Origin of the sequence: Paenibacillus sp. SAF-068 (assembly GCF_051967555.1) — a bacterium.
In the GTDB taxonomy this organism is placed as follows: domain Bacteria; phylum Bacillota; class Bacilli; order Paenibacillales; family Paenibacillaceae; genus Paenibacillus.
Map to the genome: position 1 here is coordinate 2,388,301 of NZ_JBQCJX010000001.1, position 17,149 is coordinate 2,405,449.

General features: G+C 43.2%; 14 protein-coding genes. 10 read left to right on the forward strand and 4 right to left on the reverse strand.

From position 1 onward, the window contains the following. Positions 1–102 precede the first annotated feature (102 nt). Positions 103–1,332 carry a multidrug effflux MFS transporter gene (locus ACTHPG_RS10380; protein WP_440389131.1) on the forward strand — a complete coding sequence of 410 codons (1,230 nt, stop codon included), beginning with the start codon at positions 103–105 and terminating at the stop codon, positions 1,330–1,332. Positions 1,333–1,435: 103 nt separating this feature from the next. On the opposite strand, the gene ACTHPG_RS10385 is transcribed toward ACTHPG_RS10380, so the two are convergent. Continuing rightward, positions 1,436–2,410: a helix-turn-helix transcriptional regulator gene (locus ACTHPG_RS10385; protein WP_440389133.1), complete on the reverse strand. Its 975-nt coding sequence runs from the start codon at positions 2,408–2,410 to the stop codon at positions 1,436–1,438. 105 nt (positions 2,411–2,515) lie between these two features. Between ACTHPG_RS10385 and ACTHPG_RS10390 the strand changes: the two genes are divergently transcribed. From ACTHPG_RS10390 to ACTHPG_RS10410, 5 genes are all read left to right on the forward strand, one after another. After that, entirely contained in the window at positions 2,516–2,995 is a 480-nt protein-coding gene (locus ACTHPG_RS10390) for a GyrI-like domain-containing protein (protein WP_440389134.1), read from the forward strand. A gap of 432 nt (positions 2,996–3,427) precedes the next feature. Then, entirely contained in the window at positions 3,428–4,129 is a 702-nt protein-coding gene (locus ACTHPG_RS10395) for an SDR family NAD(P)-dependent oxidoreductase (protein ID WP_440389135.1), read from the forward strand. A 245-nt stretch (positions 4,130–4,374) separates the two neighbouring features. After that, positions 4,375–4,818: a MarR family transcriptional regulator gene (locus tag ACTHPG_RS10400; RefSeq protein ID WP_440389136.1), complete on the forward strand. Its 444-nt coding sequence runs from the start codon at positions 4,375–4,377 to the stop codon at positions 4,816–4,818. Positions 4,819–5,073: 255 nt separating this feature from the next. Then, a complete protein-coding gene (locus ACTHPG_RS10405) occupies positions 5,074–7,374 on the forward strand; it encodes a stalk domain-containing protein (RefSeq protein ID WP_440389137.1) in 2,301 nt (766 codons plus the stop codon). A gap of 326 nt (positions 7,375–7,700) precedes the next feature. Beyond that, complete coding sequence (locus ACTHPG_RS10410; RefSeq protein ID WP_440389139.1) at positions 7,701–8,588, forward strand: cation diffusion facilitator family transporter; 888 nt, start codon at positions 7,701–7,703, stop codon at positions 8,586–8,588. A 126-nt stretch (positions 8,589–8,714) separates the two neighbouring features. On the opposite strand, the gene ACTHPG_RS10415 is transcribed toward ACTHPG_RS10410, so the two are convergent. The 3 genes from ACTHPG_RS10415 to ACTHPG_RS10425 all read right to left on the reverse strand — a co-directional run bounded on the left by ACTHPG_RS10415 (position 8,715) and on the right by ACTHPG_RS10425 (position 11,484). Then, entirely contained in the window at positions 8,715–9,185 is a 471-nt protein-coding gene (locus ACTHPG_RS10415; RefSeq protein WP_440389141.1) for a ferritin family protein, read from the reverse strand. A 107-nt stretch (positions 9,186–9,292) separates the two neighbouring features. Beyond that, a complete protein-coding gene (locus ACTHPG_RS10420) occupies positions 9,293–9,733 on the reverse strand; it encodes a CBO0543 family protein (protein ID WP_440389142.1) in 441 nt (146 codons plus the stop codon). A gap of 392 nt (positions 9,734–10,125) precedes the next feature. Beyond that, entirely contained in the window at positions 10,126–11,484 is a 1,359-nt protein-coding gene (locus tag ACTHPG_RS10425) for an alkaline phosphatase (protein WP_440389143.1), read from the reverse strand. Positions 11,485–11,831: 347 nt separating this feature from the next. On the opposite strand from ACTHPG_RS10425, the gene ACTHPG_RS10430 reads away from it, so the two are divergent. The 4 genes from ACTHPG_RS10430 (at position 11,832) to ACTHPG_RS10445 (ending at position 17,123) form a co-directional block, all read left to right on the forward strand. Then, entirely contained in the window at positions 11,832–13,643 is a 1,812-nt protein-coding gene (locus ACTHPG_RS10430; RefSeq protein WP_440390217.1) for a family 43 glycosylhydrolase, read from the forward strand. Between the two features lie 231 nt (positions 13,644–13,874). Next, positions 13,875–14,189: an ArsR/SmtB family transcription factor gene (locus tag ACTHPG_RS10435; RefSeq protein ID WP_440389145.1), complete on the forward strand. Its 315-nt coding sequence runs from the start codon at positions 13,875–13,877 to the stop codon at positions 14,187–14,189. After that, positions 14,186–16,654 (forward strand): FAD-dependent oxidoreductase, encoded by a 2,469-nt coding sequence (locus tag ACTHPG_RS10440; protein ID WP_440389146.1) that lies wholly within the window; start codon positions 14,186–14,188, stop codon positions 16,652–16,654. The genes ACTHPG_RS10435 and ACTHPG_RS10440 overlap by 4 nt, the downstream gene beginning before the upstream one ends. A gap of 142 nt (positions 16,655–16,796) precedes the next feature. After that, positions 16,797–17,123 carry an ArsR/SmtB family transcription factor gene (locus ACTHPG_RS10445; protein WP_440389147.1) on the forward strand — a complete coding sequence of 109 codons (327 nt, stop codon included), beginning with the start codon at positions 16,797–16,799 and terminating at the stop codon, positions 17,121–17,123. Positions 17,124–17,149 lie beyond the last annotated feature (26 nt).

Genomic DNA, 17,149 nt, shown 5'->3' on the forward strand with positions numbered 1-17,149 from the left:
TTTTTAATTTAATAGGCTCAATGCTTGACCTATAGTTAACTCTATGTCTTATACTCCGATTAGGCTTGAAAATTATAAGAGGAATTGGAGATTATATTTATCATGGCGAAGAGCACGAATTGGAATGTATTTGGACTCGCAATACTACTCGGATTATTTTCGACATTAGGTCCATTTACGATTGATATGTATTTACCGGCCTTTCCAGAGATTGCACAAAATATGAATACAACGGCATCACTTGTACAGTTTAGTCTTACTGCTTGTTTGTTGGGACTAGGTGTAGGACAACTCGTTATGGGTCCTTTGAGTGACGCATACGGTAGACGCAGACCTTTGTTGATCTGCATGGCAGCCTACATTATTTGTTCCTTGGCATGTGCGTTTGCTCCGAATATCGGACTATTGATATTGTTTCGTTTCACGCAAGGATTTGCGGCATCAGCAGGAATTGTCATTTCCCGTGCGATAGCTAGAGATCTGTATAGTGGACATGAGCTCACTAAATTTTTCTCTTTGCTGTTGCTTGTAGGGAATTTGGGGCCTTTGGCAGCACCGATTGCGGGAAGTGGCATTCTTTCCTTCACAACATGGATTGGCGTGTTTATCTCGCTTTCATTCCTGGGGATTTTCTTATTGATCATGACAAAGTGGAGCTTAAAAGAAACACATCCAGCCGAAAGACGTATGGTTCCCGACTTCAAACAGCAATTGGGCAATTACAGAATGCTTCTGCGTGACCGCACGTTTGTAGGCTACATGCTCGCACAGGGAATCATGACGGCAGGGGTATTTGCTTATGTAGCAGGAACACCATTTATTTACCAAAATATATATGGTGTCACACCCACAGTATTTGCTATATTATTTGCTTCGAACGGCATCAGCTTGATCATCGGATCTCAAATCGTGGGTCGTTTGGCCAAGCGGATCCCTGAGCAGAAGCTTCTATTATCGGGACTATGGCTTGCTCTAATAGCAAGTGTTGCTGCTTTGGTGGTAACCCTTGTTCATGGTCCACTTTTCGCTTTGGTCATTCCATTGTTCTTCTTCGTTTGCTCAATCGGCATTACGTCCACTGCGGCATTCCCGCTGGCCATGGAGAGTCAAGCCAAGATGGCCGGAAGTGCAGCAGCACTGCTCGGCGTTGTTCCGTTTCTTCTGGGTGCACTCGTTGCACCTCTGGTCGGGATCGCAGGTGAGGACACTGCCGTCCCGTTAGGACTTACTTTATTAATGACCAGTGCCATTGCCATTGTTACTTATTTTCTACTCGTTAAAAAAATCACGCAACATACACCTAATCATGCCCAGTCTAATGCTGACTTTTAGTATAGAAGGAACACCCTGCCAAGCATTGGTGTGAGACAAAATAAATAGGATTCCATTATAAGTCGCTCAAATAGCGACTTTTTTTGGTTTATTGTACTGATGCTCACTTCTTCATTTGGTAAAAGCTCATTCTCTCTTGAAGAGAAGTCAGCACTTCATCCGGAATTAGCTCACCCTTGATATCTTCACCCAGAAAAAGCAACCAATTGGTGATTTCGGTTACTTCATCTGAGTTATGGACATTCATAGATGCCTTTAGGAGGGCTGTCGTTTGGTACGGATTCATATAGGCAATTGAAAATGTTATAGGATGGTACTTTTTGAATTGGGCAATTGCTTTTGGGCCAAGCTCCAGAACAAGGTTGATGACCTCTTCCTCCGTATTTCGTTTTAGTTGTTCTACCATCTTTTTTGTACTTGGTCTTTTTTTTGCCGGGTATGCTTCGACGTGGATGAGGTTGTCGACAGATATAATTTGTCTCTTTTCTTCCTCCAAGTCATAACCTTCAATGATCCAATGGCCCTTTTGATGATGAAGGTGTAAGAGAACAATGGGATAGGACTTTATTTTCGTCTCTTCCTGGACAGTAACTAACATATAACGTTCGATAAGAAGTATTTGGATGAGTTTTTCCAAGGTAGGGTGGGGCAGGTCTGACAGATCCAGCAAGTCCGGATTATGGGGATTGGTCCCCTCAAAAAGCAATATTTGATTCAGATGCACAAGGTCATCTTGCTGATTCTCTGAGATGAGGCCCAGTAGTTTTTCAGCCAAAGATTGACGACTCTTCAGATAAGGAAGTTGTTGATTTCTTGTCGCCATAAAGGCAATGAATAACGCTTTAAGTTCATTATCAGTAAATCGAACCGTGGGCAGGAGGGAGTTGTTCATGACAAAATAACCGCCATCTCGCCCAACTTCAGCAACAAGTGGCATTCCCATGGCTTCAATTTCTCTGATATCTCGAATGGCTGTCGAACGGGAAATGTTAAATTCTCGCATGATTTCAGAGATGGTAAAGTGGGCACGGTTATTGATATACCGCGTGATAACATTAATGCGTTCAACTTTTTTCATGGGGCCCCCTAAACAGTATCATATTCTGACATGATTTAAGGTTATTATAAACCCATCAAGTGAAAACACAAATAAATTGAAAATTGTAAGAGGATGGTGTACACAATGAGTAATTATCATTTTGAAGAAAAAGACAGCTTTATCGTATTAGGTATTGGAACAGAGCTTAAAAGCGACTACACAGACTATGCTGGTATCAGCAAGGAGAAGGCGGATTTTTGGTCCACTGTGAAAGAGGATGGAAGCCTGGACACATTAAAGTCTTTAGCTACTAATGACTATATTTTTGCTGTAAACGAAGCAGTCAATAACAAGATGATGCATTATGCTGGCGTCATGACAGAAGAAACTCTGCCAGAAGCAACAAGAGTGATCCAATTTCCCAAGGGAGAATACCTTGTTGTGAAGGGCGAAGCAGAGACGGCAGATATGCTCAGTAATATGCTTACTGGCATTGCCTTTGGTCAAACTCTCCCCGTAGAACAGGATTATGCCTACGTTGGCGGTCCGAATGCAACGGTTGAAATGGGACAGAAAAACGGTTTGGTATATGGTGAAATGTGGATTCCTGTTGTAAGGAAGTAATGAGAAGAGCTTAATACATTATAAGTCGCTGATTGAAAGTCGCTAAAAGCCGTTGTCCCCTGTGAGTACACAAGAGAAAATGCCATCTGTAGAGATGGTCTTGATCTTGTTTGTTCTCAGGGGATTTTTCGCCATTTACAGAGGGGCTTCATCTAATAAACGAAGATAAATTCCTGACCACAAGTGTAATCCATAAAAAAAGCTTGCCAGAAAAGTAACTATATCATAAACTGTTGATATATCAACGTTGATGTATCAACAGTTTTGATTGATGTCTATCACCACAGTTGATTTCGAAAAGGGGAGTGTGAGCGACCAATACACGATGGAATGGAAACAACGGAACAAAATAGATTGAATTATAGTAACATTCATTTTAATTGAACGTATTCACACTTTAATGAATCGCACGTGAAAAAAGGAGAATGACAAATGACAAAAACAGCACTGGTTACTGGCGCAAATAAAGGCATTGGATATGAGATTGCAAAACGGTTATTAGGAGCAGGTTATCGTGTTTTGGTTGGGGCACGAGATCAAGAGCGAGGAGAAGCGGCAGTAGCTGCCCTTAAGACATATGGGAATGCACATTTGATATTGCTGGACGTTGCTGACTTGCACAGTGTGGATCAAGCCGTAAATACGATTACACAGAACCATCCTGAGTTGTCACTCTTGGTGAACAATGCCGGCATTCCTGGAGATATGCATCAAGTTGGTTGGGAATGTACAGTGAAGGATCTTCAGGCAACACATCAAGTTAATTTTCTTGGTCCTTTTGCGCTTTCAAAAGGTCTGCTACCCCTGTTGATTGCCAATAAGGGCATGATTCAGAATATTAGTATTCCCATCGAACCGTTACCTTATTTCAATGCATTTGCTTACAGCACCTCCAAGGCTCCATTGAATGTTATGACCAAGTCTTGGGGAATGAGCTTCGAGAAGGAGAACATACCTGTAGAGATTTTAGCAGTGATGCCGGGTGCAGTATCAACCGATTTGAACGGCCGCATGACTGGAGACTTTGTAAAAACACCTGATCAAGCTGCGGAATTAATTGTAAACTTTATTTTGGATGGAGAAAATCACAATGGCCAGGTTATTAATTATGATGGCACTTTAGCCGTTTACTGAGTTTCACAAGATTGTAATCTTATTAAAGGTTAATTTGAATCCTAACCCCGAAAAAGCCTCCTCCACTGAGAGAGGTTTTTTCGGGGTTAGCGTAGGTGAAGAACAATTGCCTTAAGGAGACCAAGGTAGCGATCACATATATATCCTCGTCTTTTCAGCCAACTTTGCTTGTAAACTGACCATTTAAGTTGTATATTGACAATACATTGCAAGCCTTAGCAATAAATAAGATTAAGAAAGACGTGATGGTTTTGAGTCAAGATTGGTCGAATGAGTCCACGTTGTTATACGATATGTACCGCGTAAATAACGCCATAAATACTACATTTGATTCCTACATCAGCATCAGCCAATCTCGCTTTGAAATACTTGCCTTAATATATAAGGAGATCGAAATCAGCCAAGGTGACTTACAAAAAAAAGTGACCCTCGACAAGGCTGCTGTTGCTAGACATCTTAAACAGCTTGAAGACAATAATATCGTATCCAGAAGAAAAAAAGATGAAGATAACCGTATCATTTTAGTTCAATTAACAGAGTACGGAAGAGGAATCATTGAAACTTCACAAAAAGAAAAAGAACATTTTGCAAAGGAACTCTTAACGGATATCAGTGAGTCGGAGCTTCTCTTGTTAAGAAAAATTTTAGGGCAATTAAATAAGAATGTAAATCAAATGAAGGAAAAATAGTGTACCGGAATTGGGTCTCCATACATCATCGATATGTGAAAACCGCCATCTTAATGAAGAGATTGGCGTTTTTTTGTATTTCCAAAGAAATACGATTTAACGCCAATTATTTCTCTTGTAACTAATGTAGCCTGTGCTACATCCATAATTTACAATCGAATTAGAAACTTTTTCCTAAATCTAGCGTCTAATACTATGACTTTTCGAGGGGATATAAATAAATGACTAGAGAGTAGAAGGAGCCAAAGACAACGCATGAATATGAAGAAATTATCCATTTTTACCGCTTTAGCCGTTTTTCAAGCATTTGCGGTAGGTTCTGTGAATGCGCAATCAGCACCGCAAGATGACACTGCGTCAGTCAACACAGCCAAAGTAGAATCCGTAGAGGTGTTAAAGCAAGAGCAGCCGATTGCAGAGCGAGAAGTGAAAACGGAGAGCAATAACAAATCTATCAATACTCAATCCTCTGAAGCCAAGGATACCAAAACCTTGACCGGAGATCAGGGAACATCATCTAAAACAGATAGCGAGAAATCTGCAGTGGATGGGGGAGACACCACTACTAACGATACGGGCACGAAACCATTGGTTCAGGAGGAAGACCCTGAGAAGGTAGAAACACCAGTTACGCCGGCTAAAATCGAGCAACCCTCCATTGATGGGACGTCACCAGTAGCAGCAGGTGGTAATCTGACGTTGTACATGAATAGCAATAAAATGGAGCAGGATGGAAAAACGTACCTTGCTGGCCAGCCCATGGCTGTCAAAAACGGTGTATCCTATGTTGCAATTCGTGCACTCGTTGATCGTGTGGGATACGGGGTCAAATACGATAACAAAACCAAAGAAACGATCATCATTAGTGGTGAGGATGAACTCCGATTTAAGACCAACAGCAAGGACTATACGGTAAATGGAGAGACCAGAACGATGAAAGGCCCTGCTTATCAGCAAAAAAATACGTTCATGGTGCCGTTAACTTCCATTACTCAAGCCCTGAACATTACCTATAAAGTAAATCAGTCGGCCAAGACGGTTGTGCTGAATCTGAATACGAAACCTGTTGCAAGCTTCACCATTTCCCAAAAGGAAATCTTTGCTGGCGATCAAGTGGACTACGTGACTTCTAACAGTTCTCCCAATGGAGTGGATATCGTTGATGAACGCTGGACAGGCCGCCAGGATTCATTTGATCAAGCAGGTACATATACGATTTCATATCAAGTACAGGATTCCAACGGCCAATGGAGTGATCCCTATTCAGTTACCATTGAAGTATTGAGTCCCAATCTTCCTCCTGTAGCCATGTTCGCCACGGATAAAGAAGAATATAAAATGGGCGAAAAAATAACATACACAGACCAAAGCACAGATGATGAAAATAATATTGTCAAAGCCGTATGGGAGAACAATTCACTTGCGTTCTTTGAACCAGGTCCAAAAACGGTGACACTTACAGTTACGGATAATCACGGCGCTACGAACACGTACTCCAAAGTCATTACCATAACCAATGAGACATTATATTCATTTACCGACTTCAATTTACTCTTCACGCCGGTAGGACAGAAGTTTACCTTTAACGGCGGCGAAGTGACTACCATGGAGAAAGTTCCTTATACGTACATGGATGAGCCAAGTTTGCTGATTCGTAGTAACAGTCCGGAAACCGTGAATACGGAAGGCATCGTGTATAAAGAATCATCTTCGGGACAGACCCGTTTCATGATTCACCACGTAAACAATACAGGCAAAAGAGTAAAAATGTATGTGATTGCAACCAATAACAATCCGAATCCGGCTGTATTCGAACAACAGAATATGGGCTTTGCCGGACCTACTCCGTATGCTACCGTAGCTGGGAAACTGTCTATTGATAAATGGTTCAAGTCGATTCAGACTGGAGCTGATCAAAAGAAAGAGTACCTTCAACCTGGGGAAAGCAAATTGATTTTGACAGAACTTAATAAAATCCCGATGAAAGAAGGACAAGTCATCTCTCTCTATTCGGATGCATATAGTGATTATTCTTTAGACTATAACGTTATCCTGGTGGAAGAAAATAAAGATCCGTTCGAAGCCTTGCCATTGCTCCCCGTGCTTGATCGTGACGGAGTACACAACCGGGGTACTTACCCGAATGCGACTCGCATCATCAAGTACGATGAGCACGTGGGAACCAAACCGGCCCGTCTGCCACTTGGTGACAATTCAAGCGATCCCAATCTGGTAGGAACAGATCCGATGGCTTACACAGATGCATCCAATGCGGGTAATTTCGGCGTATTGTACAAAATCACGTTGACCAATGTTGCACCGCGTACGCTAATCTCCTTTAACCCTCGTGGAGGGAAGTACTCCGGAGTAGCTCTGGTGAATAACCAGTTGGTATCGATAGCCGAAGGCAACGTTGCGGTTGCCAATTCAAGTGAACAAAGCGTTCTTTACCGAACCGGATCCATTGGAGAGAGCGTAACGATTCTGTTCTCAGCCGCGCCAGGAAGCAACCTGCCGGTTAATCTGCTCTTTACACCGCTCCCATCGGAGAAGTAAGGTAGCTATCTCTCTTAATAACTGGTGTGAAGACAAATATGATGTCCGTGTTATGCTTTGCAAAGAAACCGTTACCTACTGGGGCGATGGTTTCTTTGCTTTTTTATTTTATTGGAACAAGCTCTTGTCCCGCTTGCCGGGATGAGGTGTAGGAACAAACCCAAAATAATTAAGTTTGCCAAACCCAACTTTTTTGGATACTCGTAAAAAAATTGCCGCTTCAGATTATGTTTCGTCACACTCAAAACGTTTCTCTAGACCCACACAAATCTTCAATGATACTATCATACAGGTGCTCGAAATGAAGATTGCAGGAGGATATCATTGTGGATCAACTCAAATACGACAATCTAAAGCTGGGGGAGCGCGGAGCGATCATCAGCATTATTGCATACATAGGATTGACTGTATTAAAACTGATCGTTGGCAACATGGCCGGATCAGAAGCGCTCAAGGCGGATGGATTAAACAATGCCACCGATATTGTGGCCTCAATAGCTGTACTCATTGGTTTGAAGCTTGCCCAACTCCCAGCCGACAAAGATCATACCTATGGTCACTGGAGAGCAGAGACCGTTGCATCTCTTGTTGCTTCTTTTATTATGATGGCAGTCGGTTTACAAGTGCTGTTTGAAGCCATTAGTTCTGTGTTCCAGGGTACACATGAATCTCCGGATATCATCGCCGCGTACACAGGCATATTCAGCGCAGTGATCATGTACCTGGTCTATCGCTATAACAAGAGACTCGCTACACGTATTAAAAGCCAGGCGGTCATGGCTGCAGCTCGGGATAATATTTCCGATGCCTGGGTAAGCACCGGTGCGGTCATTGGGATCGTGGGTTCTCAGTTCGGTTTACCCTGGCTGGACCCTGTAACGGCTGTTATCGTAGGATTCCTGATCTGCAAGACGGCTTGGGACATCTTCAAGGAAGCCACACATCATCTGACCGATGGTTTTGATGTTGACCTGATTCAGGAATACAAAAAGACCATTGCCGGAATCGATGGTGTAGAGAAGGTCAAGGACGTAAGAGCACGCAATTATGGTAGCAATGCGGTAGTGGACGTGGTCATCACAGTCCATGCTGCGCTGGATCTTCAACAAGCACACGATATCTGTACAGACGTGGAGAACGAATTAATGGAGGAGCATGACGTGTACACTGTTCACGTTCATGTGGAACCTGAAATGTTGAAAGAGTGCATTTGATATTACGTTTTAAAATAAAGAATTCTGTACAGCAAAAAAAACCAGTGAGTTTTATTATTCACTGGTTTTTTGCTTTTTTTAATTGTTCATCTTTGAAAGAATCCACGCGTTATATTCCACACATGACTATCTCGGCAAATTGTAAGTAATCAGATTGTTATATTTATCCACATGTTTCTGTTCATCCAGGATGATTCCCCACACCGTGTCTTTATATATGCCATAAGGAAGACCAAACCATATTTTTCTATACTTTTCGACGGCTGCCAATTCACCCTGAAACGCCTTTTGCAATCCGACAAGATAGGAGGTAACCGTCTCAACCGGCTCACTGCTTGCGCCCGAAATCTCCTGGCCTGTCAGATCCTTGTACATTTGGCGGAACATTTGATTATGTCCGCGTTCATCATTGCGGATGCTTGTGATAATGGCAGCTTGGTTGGCATCAGGTGCGAACTGAATCAGTGAATCATAGAACATCTCATCGTTTCGTTCTCCCTGCACAGCCGTTTTGATTAACTCGAGTGCTTCGGCTGATGATGTTGCCCATACCGGATTAAAAGTGTACCTGTAACCATACGGATATGTTACATACATTACGAATCCCTCCAAGACCAATATGAGGTAGGGTATGCACATAAGCCTATCAGCGTTAACCCATATCAATCTTTCCCGGCTTATTAATCGAAAGCTTTAATGGAACTTTACTTGGTGTATCTCAATATTTTACTGTAACCATAAGCAATGACAAATGGCAGGAGGTATGACAAAAAGGTCCAAAAAATGTTCCATCCATTAAAATAAATGACATGTCCCATCATTTTGGCAACCCACTCAATGAAGGTCAGCGACAATGATGCAACAAGGATCGCTAACCATGGATTGGCCCCTTTCACGATAATCGCATACATCATCAAGCAACCGGTAATCGGGTAGATTCCAAGATCCATTGGAAGAGCAGCATAGGATTGATTACGTGTATTCGGGAGAATATTCCAGAAATAATTGAATCCCACACTGTTGATACAGGCCGAAACAGCTACGCCGAGTGCATAATATTGAATAAGGATTGTTAAGTTCCGGCGCAGAACCCATACACCTAATATAATGGGAATGACCATACCCAGCAGAATGTTTCCTATCATACAGTTTCCCCCAAAGCTTGTTACTTCTATAGTTCAAAATAAGCTGCATCACTCCGTAGTCTTCTCTTCGAGAAGACGATCCACCTTATCTGTAAGTGTATCCAGTTTTTTATCATAATGCTTGTACGTGTAGAAACCAATGACTGCTTTGACTGCAAAAAAGAGCACCGCAGCTATGACAATGAGTAGATAATTGTGGCTGATCTGCCTTAACCAATCGTTAACTGCATTTATCGGATTTCTCTCCCTTCCATGCAAGTGGTGTTGTATAAGGTAACCAACTCCTTGGGATATAATGCATATTAGAACATTCGGAAGAGCAAATGAAAAAATCCCTTCTCTTCGGATGAAGAAGAGAAGGGATGATCGTAAACTGCTGAATTATTGTCGAATTATTGGTGCTTGTTGAGAATATCAAATATGATCTTGGCATTATCTGTGTTGTCGATCAAACCGGCGAAGCGATGACTTGCCGGGCCGTAGGCATAGACCGGAACATCTTCACCTGTATGTCCACCTGTTGTCCAGCCCGTAAATGAACGGTTATCAATAATCGCTTCAATGGCATTATCAATCTTCGTTACATCCGCACTTTTGGCTGCTTCTTTCACCGATTGAATCTCTTCCGGCATAAGCTCCAGCTTCAGATAACTTTTCAGTGTTTCTTCAACCGAAGCACCTTTTGCAATTTGTGCTGCCATGAAGTCTGGCGTCCGCAGTGCAGCTTTGATCGGGTCTGCGAAGAAGTTGTATTCTCCGTCTTTGCCAAGGGTAAGTCCGCCCGTGGAGTGGTCGGCGGTAGCTACGACAAGTGTTTCACCATCTTTTTTGGCAAAATCAATAGCTGCCTGAAATGCTGCTGCGAAATCGTCCATTTCACTCATCGCGCCAACGATATCATTATCATGTCCTGCCCAGTCGATCTGGCTGCCTTCAACCATCAGGAAGAACCCTTTGTCGTTCGAACTGAGACGATCAATCGCTGTATTGGTCATCTCAGCCAGTGATGGAGTTGCAGCACTACGATCAATCAGCTTGTCCAGACCTCCGTCCGCAAACAGTCCAAGAACTTGTTGATTCTTATCAGCAAGGAGAGAGGAACGATCCGTCACATAGCTGAATCCGGCTTTCTGGAATTCCTTCGTCAGGTCACGACCCTCGCGTACAAAATTGGATTTCCCTCCACCCAGAAGTACATCCACCTTATGCTTGCCATTAATCAACTCATCATAATAATCGTCCGCAATAGCATCCATATTTTTACGACTGATGTCATGGGCACCGAATGCAGCCGGTGTGGCATGAGTAATCTCCGATGTAGCCACGAGTCCAGTAGCCTTCCCGTTTTCTTTGGCCTGCTCAAGTACGGTTTTCACTTCCTTCTGTTCAGGGTCAACCGCAATGGCCGCATTGTAGGTTTTTACACCGGCCGACATGGCTGTTGCTGCGGAAGCGGAATCCGTCACATTTTGTTTATCATCATCCGGATAGGTCATTTGTGCCCCAACCAGATAAGGGTCAAATACGGTTTTGTCCATGCCCTTCGTTGAAGGATCATCTTTCATATAACGATAGGCGGAAGTATAAGAGGTACCCATGCCATCCCCAATGAGGAAGATGATGTTCTTAATTTGTTTTTTCTCCACGCTTACAGCTTGAACGGCACTTGCTTGTCCAGCAGACAAGAGAGTAGAAGCCGATACAGCCAGAGTCAGCGCTACCGCTGGTAATACTTTTTTGGATAATTTCACAATGATTCCTCCTCGTCATATCTCAAAACCAAAATGAATGCATGAATCTATATTCATTTGTTCATCATCAAGAAGATTAGCATTTATTTGTAAATGAAAACCAGGAACTTTGTATACCCGAAGTAAAATCAAGGCGATATGTTAAATCTTGCATGAGCAGCTAGTCAAACATCGCAATCTGGGCAATGTGGTTTCGGGGAAAGATCAACTGATTTACAACATACGAGATTATAAACATATACTCATTACGCTGTTTTTGAAGTATGATACAACATAAGTAGAACGCTTTCATTTTTATGACTTTTGATATAAAGTCAATTTCATTTTCAGGAGGCTCTTTACCATTGATGAAAACAACTCCAAATTATGATGGGTATCTCTTTGTACATTTTATTGGTGAACAACCAGACGGAGAGCAGGTTTATTTCTCCTATAGCGAGGATGGTCTTCATTGGAAGGATCTTAATGGTGGTTCACCTGTGCTGTTTTCCGATCTTGGAGAAAAGGGGGTAAGGGACCCGTTTCTGATTCGTTCCGTCAAGGAAAATAAATTTTATCTGATTGCTACGGATCTCCGCATCGCAAGCGGCAAAGGGTGGACTCATGCCGTTAATTCCGGAAGCCGTGATGTGATTATATGGGAATCCAGCAATCTCGTGAACTGGTCATCCCCATGGAACGTCACATTGGGTGTTGAGGGGGCTGGATGTGTCTGGGCACCGGAAGCTGTGTATGATGAAATAACAGATGAGTTTCTTGTATTCTGGGCTTCTGCCACGCAGGAACCTCAAGAGAATGAACGAAAGCAAAAAATATACAACGCTCGCACAAAAGACTTTCGTACGTTCTCTGCATCGGAAAAATACATTGAGCGGGACAATCATATTATTGATACAACGATTCTTCCTGCTGCTGGCTCTTACTATCGATACTCCAAGGATGAAACAACGAAAAACATACGAGTAGAAAAAGGAGACTCACTCGACAAAGGCGCGTTCAATACGCTGCAAGCGCCTGTACTGGAGGCATTGGCAGGAGTGGAGGGACCTCAAATCTTCAAATTCAATGACCGGGAGGAATGGTGCCTGATTGTTGATCGATTTGCTGAAGGCAAAGGTTACCTTCCTCTGCTGACTACAGATCTGGGAAGCGGAGACTTCCGAATCGTCCCAGAAGGTGATTTTGACATGGGAGCAACTCAAAAGCGGCATGGAAGCGTCCTGCCAATCACAGCTGACGAGTGCAGCCGGCTTCTCGCGGCTTTGGGGGATGGTCATCAGGTACTTCCCGGACAATATGCTGATCCTGATGTCGCACAGTTTGAGGATCGTTACTATATGTATCCGACAACGGATGGCTTCGAGGGGTGGTCGGGCACCCAGTTCAAGGTGTTTTCTTCTTCAGACCTGAAGCATTGGCAGGACGAAGGCGTGATCCTTGATCTGGGAACAGAGGATGTCCTCTGGGCAACCGGTAATGCTTGGGCACCGGCGATTGCCAGCCGTAACGGAAAGTTCTATTTTTATTTCTGTGGCAAAATGCTAAACGGCGAGAGTGCCATTGGCGTTGCTGTAGCCGATAAACCGATGGGTCCTTTCCAAGCTGAGTCACAGCCTTTAATCACAATGGAGCAGTTGAAACGTCTGGGCATTACCATGGGCCAGGCTATTGATCCCTCCATCTATATTGAAGATGATGGAAAACCGTATCTGTTATTTGGCAATGGACATGCTGCCATTGTGGAGCTTAATGAAGATATGATAAGTGTCGTTGAGGACACAATGAGCAATCTGGCGGGCTTGCATGATTTTCGTGAGGCGGTAACCGTTTTGAAGCAGGGTGGACTATACCATTTTACGTGGTCCTGTGATGACACAGGCAGCGAAGACTATCATGTGAATTACGGTACGGCAGAGCAGCTCTATGGTCCTATTACCTATCATTATCCGATTCTGAGCAAAAATGTCGAGAAGGGCATGCTGGGCACAGGTCATCACTGTATATTTAATGATTCTGACACGGGTCAATACTGGATTGCCTATCACCGTTTTGTCACGCCACTATCCAGATTTTCCTCTGGAAAGGGATATCATCGCGAAATATGTATGGACCCGCTTCTATTTGGTAAAGACGGACTGATTCGGCCGGTTATACTCTAATATAGGACGTTTAATTAAATCGCTATTTATAAAGACCTGATAAAGTATGATTGCCTGTCAAATATCGCTTTTAGCGGTTTTGGCAGGCATTTTTGTCATCCATCTGGAACAAGCCAAAACCTTAGAGTAGAGCCAGTATGCGACGAATTGAATGCATTCACTTCAGAATACATTTGACATCCATATCAATAAATCGTATTATTACGATATAACGATTTAGGAGGAATACTTTTGAACACTCCCGCTTTTGACAGCAACAATATTAAACAGTTCGATGAACCCGCTAATCTATTGAAAGCTTTGGCTCACCCCATTCGTTTATGCATTGTGCGGGGATTGATGCAGAAGAAGAAATGTAATGTTTCATATATGCAGGAATGTCTGGATCTTCCCCAATCTACCGTGTCACAGCACCTCCAGAAGCTTCGTAGTGCAGGTATTGTTGCTACAGAGCGGAATGGTCTTGAAGTGAACTATGTACTTGCCGATCAACGGGTGGAACAGATTATCAAAACTTTGTTTGAAAAGGATGATTGTGAATCATGAGCAAAAAAGTACTCATTGTTGGCGGTGTAGCTGGAGGTGCTTCTGCAGCTGCACGTCTTCGCCGTCTGGATGAACATGCCGAGATTATTATCTTTGAGAAAGGACCCTATATCTCATTTGCCAATTGTGGCTTGCCTTATTATATAGGTGGCTCAATTGCGGAGCGAGAGCGTCTTCTGGTGCAAACACCAAAAGGGATGGCTGATCGTTTTCGTATTGATGTACGTACAAGAAGTGAGGTTGTAGCTATTGATTCGCAGAAGCGAGTCGTTAAGATACAATCCCAGGAGCGCGGTGCATATGAAGAGAGTTATGACGAGTTGATATTGTCACCCGGTGCCAAACCGCTCATTCCCGATCTGCCGGGTAAAGACAATCCGCTAATTTATACCGTACGAAGTATTCCAGATATTGATCGAATCAAAGACCAGATAAATTCTTCTAACAACAGTTCTTCGATTGTCATAGGCGGTGGATTTATAGGCGTGGAAATGGCTGAGAATTTAAAGGAAGCGGGTCTGGATGTAACGCTGATTGAGGGGAACGCACAAGTACTGACACCATATGATACCGAGTTAGCAGCCGCATTGGCACAGGAAATGGAGAATCATGGTGTGAACCTGTTATTTTCCAAGCGTGTTCAGGGATTCCATTCCTTAGAGCAGGGTATAGGGGTTGAACTTGCGGATGGTCAGACGCTAACTGCTGATATGGTTATTCTTGCGATAGGCGTCACGCCGGACACCTCTTTTTTGAAAGATAGCGGCGTTTCGCTGGGTGAACGTGGACATATTATCGTAAATGAAGCTCTTGAAAGCAGTGTGCCACATATCTATGCTGTTGGGGATGCCATCGAAGTAACGGAAACCATTCATGGGACGAAGGCAACGATTCCTCTTGCCGGACCTGCCAACAAACAAGGCCGTATTGTTGCAGACCGTATCGCAGGACTTCATTCTACCTATAAAGGGACACAAGGGACATCCATTATCAAAGTTTTTGGAATGACCGCAGCCACGACAGGCAGTAATGAGAAAACTCTACAGCGACTTGGCGTGGAATATCAAACTGTTATTGTACACCCTGCTTCTCATGCATCGTATTATCCGGGTTCTAGCGCAATTACTCTTAAGCTGCTGTTTACACCGGAAGGTAAAATTTTAGGCGCACAAGCAGTCGGTTATGATGGAGTGGATAAACGAATTGATGACATTGCCGTAGCCATTCATTTTGGAGGACATGTCCGGGATCTGACAGAGCTTGAATTGAGTTACGCGCCACCGTATTCTTCTGCCAAAGATCCCGTGAATATGGCTGGATATGCAGCAGAGAATATTATCACCGGGCGTGTTCAGACATTCACCTATAATCAACTGGCGGATCGTCAGCCGGAGCAATCGATACTTCTGGATGTTCGCAGTGAAATCGAGCATCAAAATGGTCATATTCCGGGTTCACTCTCGATTCCAGTCGATGAGCTTCGCGAGCGGTTAGATGAATTAGACCCATCCAAAGAAATCTGGCTATACTGTCAAGTCGGCCTGCGTGGTTATACAGCTTCGCAAATTCTGCGTCAGCATGGTTTTAGCGTGGCAAACTTGAGTGGTGGTTACAAAACGTACCGTCAAGCCCAGTTTAAGCCTGCTCCTTTCACTGCTGCAAAGCAAGATCATCATGAAACTGCGCTGGACGGTAAGGAAAAGGAGTCCATTACCACTGACTCGGCACAGCCGCAACGTATTGATCATGACTTGAACGTATGCGGATTGAGTTGTCCTGGTCCGCTAATCCAAGTGAAGCAGAAAATGGATCAACTCTCGAACGGAGAAACCCTTCGGGTGAAAGCTTCCGATCCAGGCTTCTACGAAGATGTCAAAGCATGGGCCTCGATGTCGGGTTCCACAATCCTGCAGCTGGAACGAATGAAGGGCGGGACCATTGAGTCGGTTATGGTTAAAAATACAGCACAATCCGTATCGGATGCCCCCATCAGCGATCCTGCCAGCACGATGGTTGTTTTCAGCGGCGATCTGGACAAAGCGATTGCCTCACTGATTATTGCAAATGGAGCAGCGGCCAGCGGAAGAAAAGTAACACTATTTTTCACATTTTGGGGATTGAGTATAATTCGTAAGTCACAACCGCAGAAATTATCAAAAACGATGATCGGTCGTATGTTTGATATGATGTTACCTCGCGGCAGCCAGAAGCTTGGCATGTCCAAAATGAATATGTTTGGGGCAGGTCCGAAGATGATCCGTGGTTTAATGAAAAAACATCAGGTACCTTCGTTGGAAGAATTGTTAGAGAGCGCAATTGCTCAAGGAGTAGAGATCGTTGCCTGCCAAATGTCCATGGATTTAATGGGAATTCAGCGTGAAGAATTAATAGAAGAGGTTAAAATCGGTGGGGTCGGTTACTATCTTGGACAAGCCTCACAAGCCAATCATAATCTGTTTATATAAAATTTATCACAAACTCCAAAAAAGCGTTGATTCGAATTCGAACCAACGCTTTTTTGGACTTAATCATCAAGTAAACATTGACTTCATTTTTTTGATATTATAATATAAGCATACACTTATATGTATTGAAGGAGGAAGTGCTATGGATTCTATGCAAGAGGTAGCGGATAAGCTTAAATTGCTGGGTGATAAAACACGCCTTACGATCCTTACACTCCTCAAAGAACGTGAATGGTGCGTGTGTGAATTTGTAGAGATTTTAGACATGTCACAACCTGGAATTAGTCAACATTTGCGCAAACTGAAGGATCAAGGCTTGGTTAAAGAAAGTAAACGTGGTCAGTGGGTATACTACTCTTTAAATGTAGAGAATACACCTTATATTTCATCTGTTCTGGAATTGATGCCGGATAAAGCAACTATTCTTAAATCGTTAAATAAAGAAAACTTTACATCAGTATGTAATTAATTTTTGATCAATATATAAGCATATCA

Bases quoted from the DNA above. Each gene is read 5' to 3' on its own strand.
- ACTHPG_RS10380 (WP_440389131.1), top strand. From the start codon at position 103: ATGGCGAAGAGCACGAATTGGAATGTATTTGGACTCGCAATACTACTC.
- ACTHPG_RS10385 (WP_440389133.1), bottom strand. From the start codon at position 2,410: ATGAAAAAAGTTGAACGCATTAATGTTATCACGCGGTATATCAATAAC.
- ACTHPG_RS10390 (WP_440389134.1), top strand. From the start codon at position 2,516: ATGAGTAATTATCATTTTGAAGAAAAAGACAGCTTTATCGTATTAGGT.
- ACTHPG_RS10395 (WP_440389135.1), top strand. From the start codon at position 3,428: ATGACAAAAACAGCACTGGTTACTGGCGCAAATAAAGGCATTGGATAT.
- ACTHPG_RS10400 (WP_440389136.1), top strand. From the start codon at position 4,375: ATGGTTTTGAGTCAAGATTGGTCGAATGAGTCCACGTTGTTATACGAT.
- ACTHPG_RS10405 (WP_440389137.1), top strand. From the start codon at position 5,074: ATGAATATGAAGAAATTATCCATTTTTACCGCTTTAGCCGTTTTTCAA.
- ACTHPG_RS10415 (WP_440389141.1), bottom strand. From the start codon at position 9,185: ATGTATGTAACATATCCGTATGGTTACAGGTACACTTTTAATCCGGTA.
- ACTHPG_RS10420 (WP_440389142.1), bottom strand. From the start codon at position 9,733: ATGATAGGAAACATTCTGCTGGGTATGGTCATTCCCATTATATTAGGT.
- ACTHPG_RS10430 (WP_440390217.1), top strand. From the start codon at position 11,832: ATGAAAACAACTCCAAATTATGATGGGTATCTCTTTGTACATTTTATT.
- ACTHPG_RS10440 (WP_440389146.1), top strand. From the start codon at position 14,186: ATGAGCAAAAAAGTACTCATTGTTGGCGGTGTAGCTGGAGGTGCTTCT.
- ACTHPG_RS10445 (WP_440389147.1), top strand. From the start codon at position 16,797: ATGGATTCTATGCAAGAGGTAGCGGATAAGCTTAAATTGCTGGGTGAT.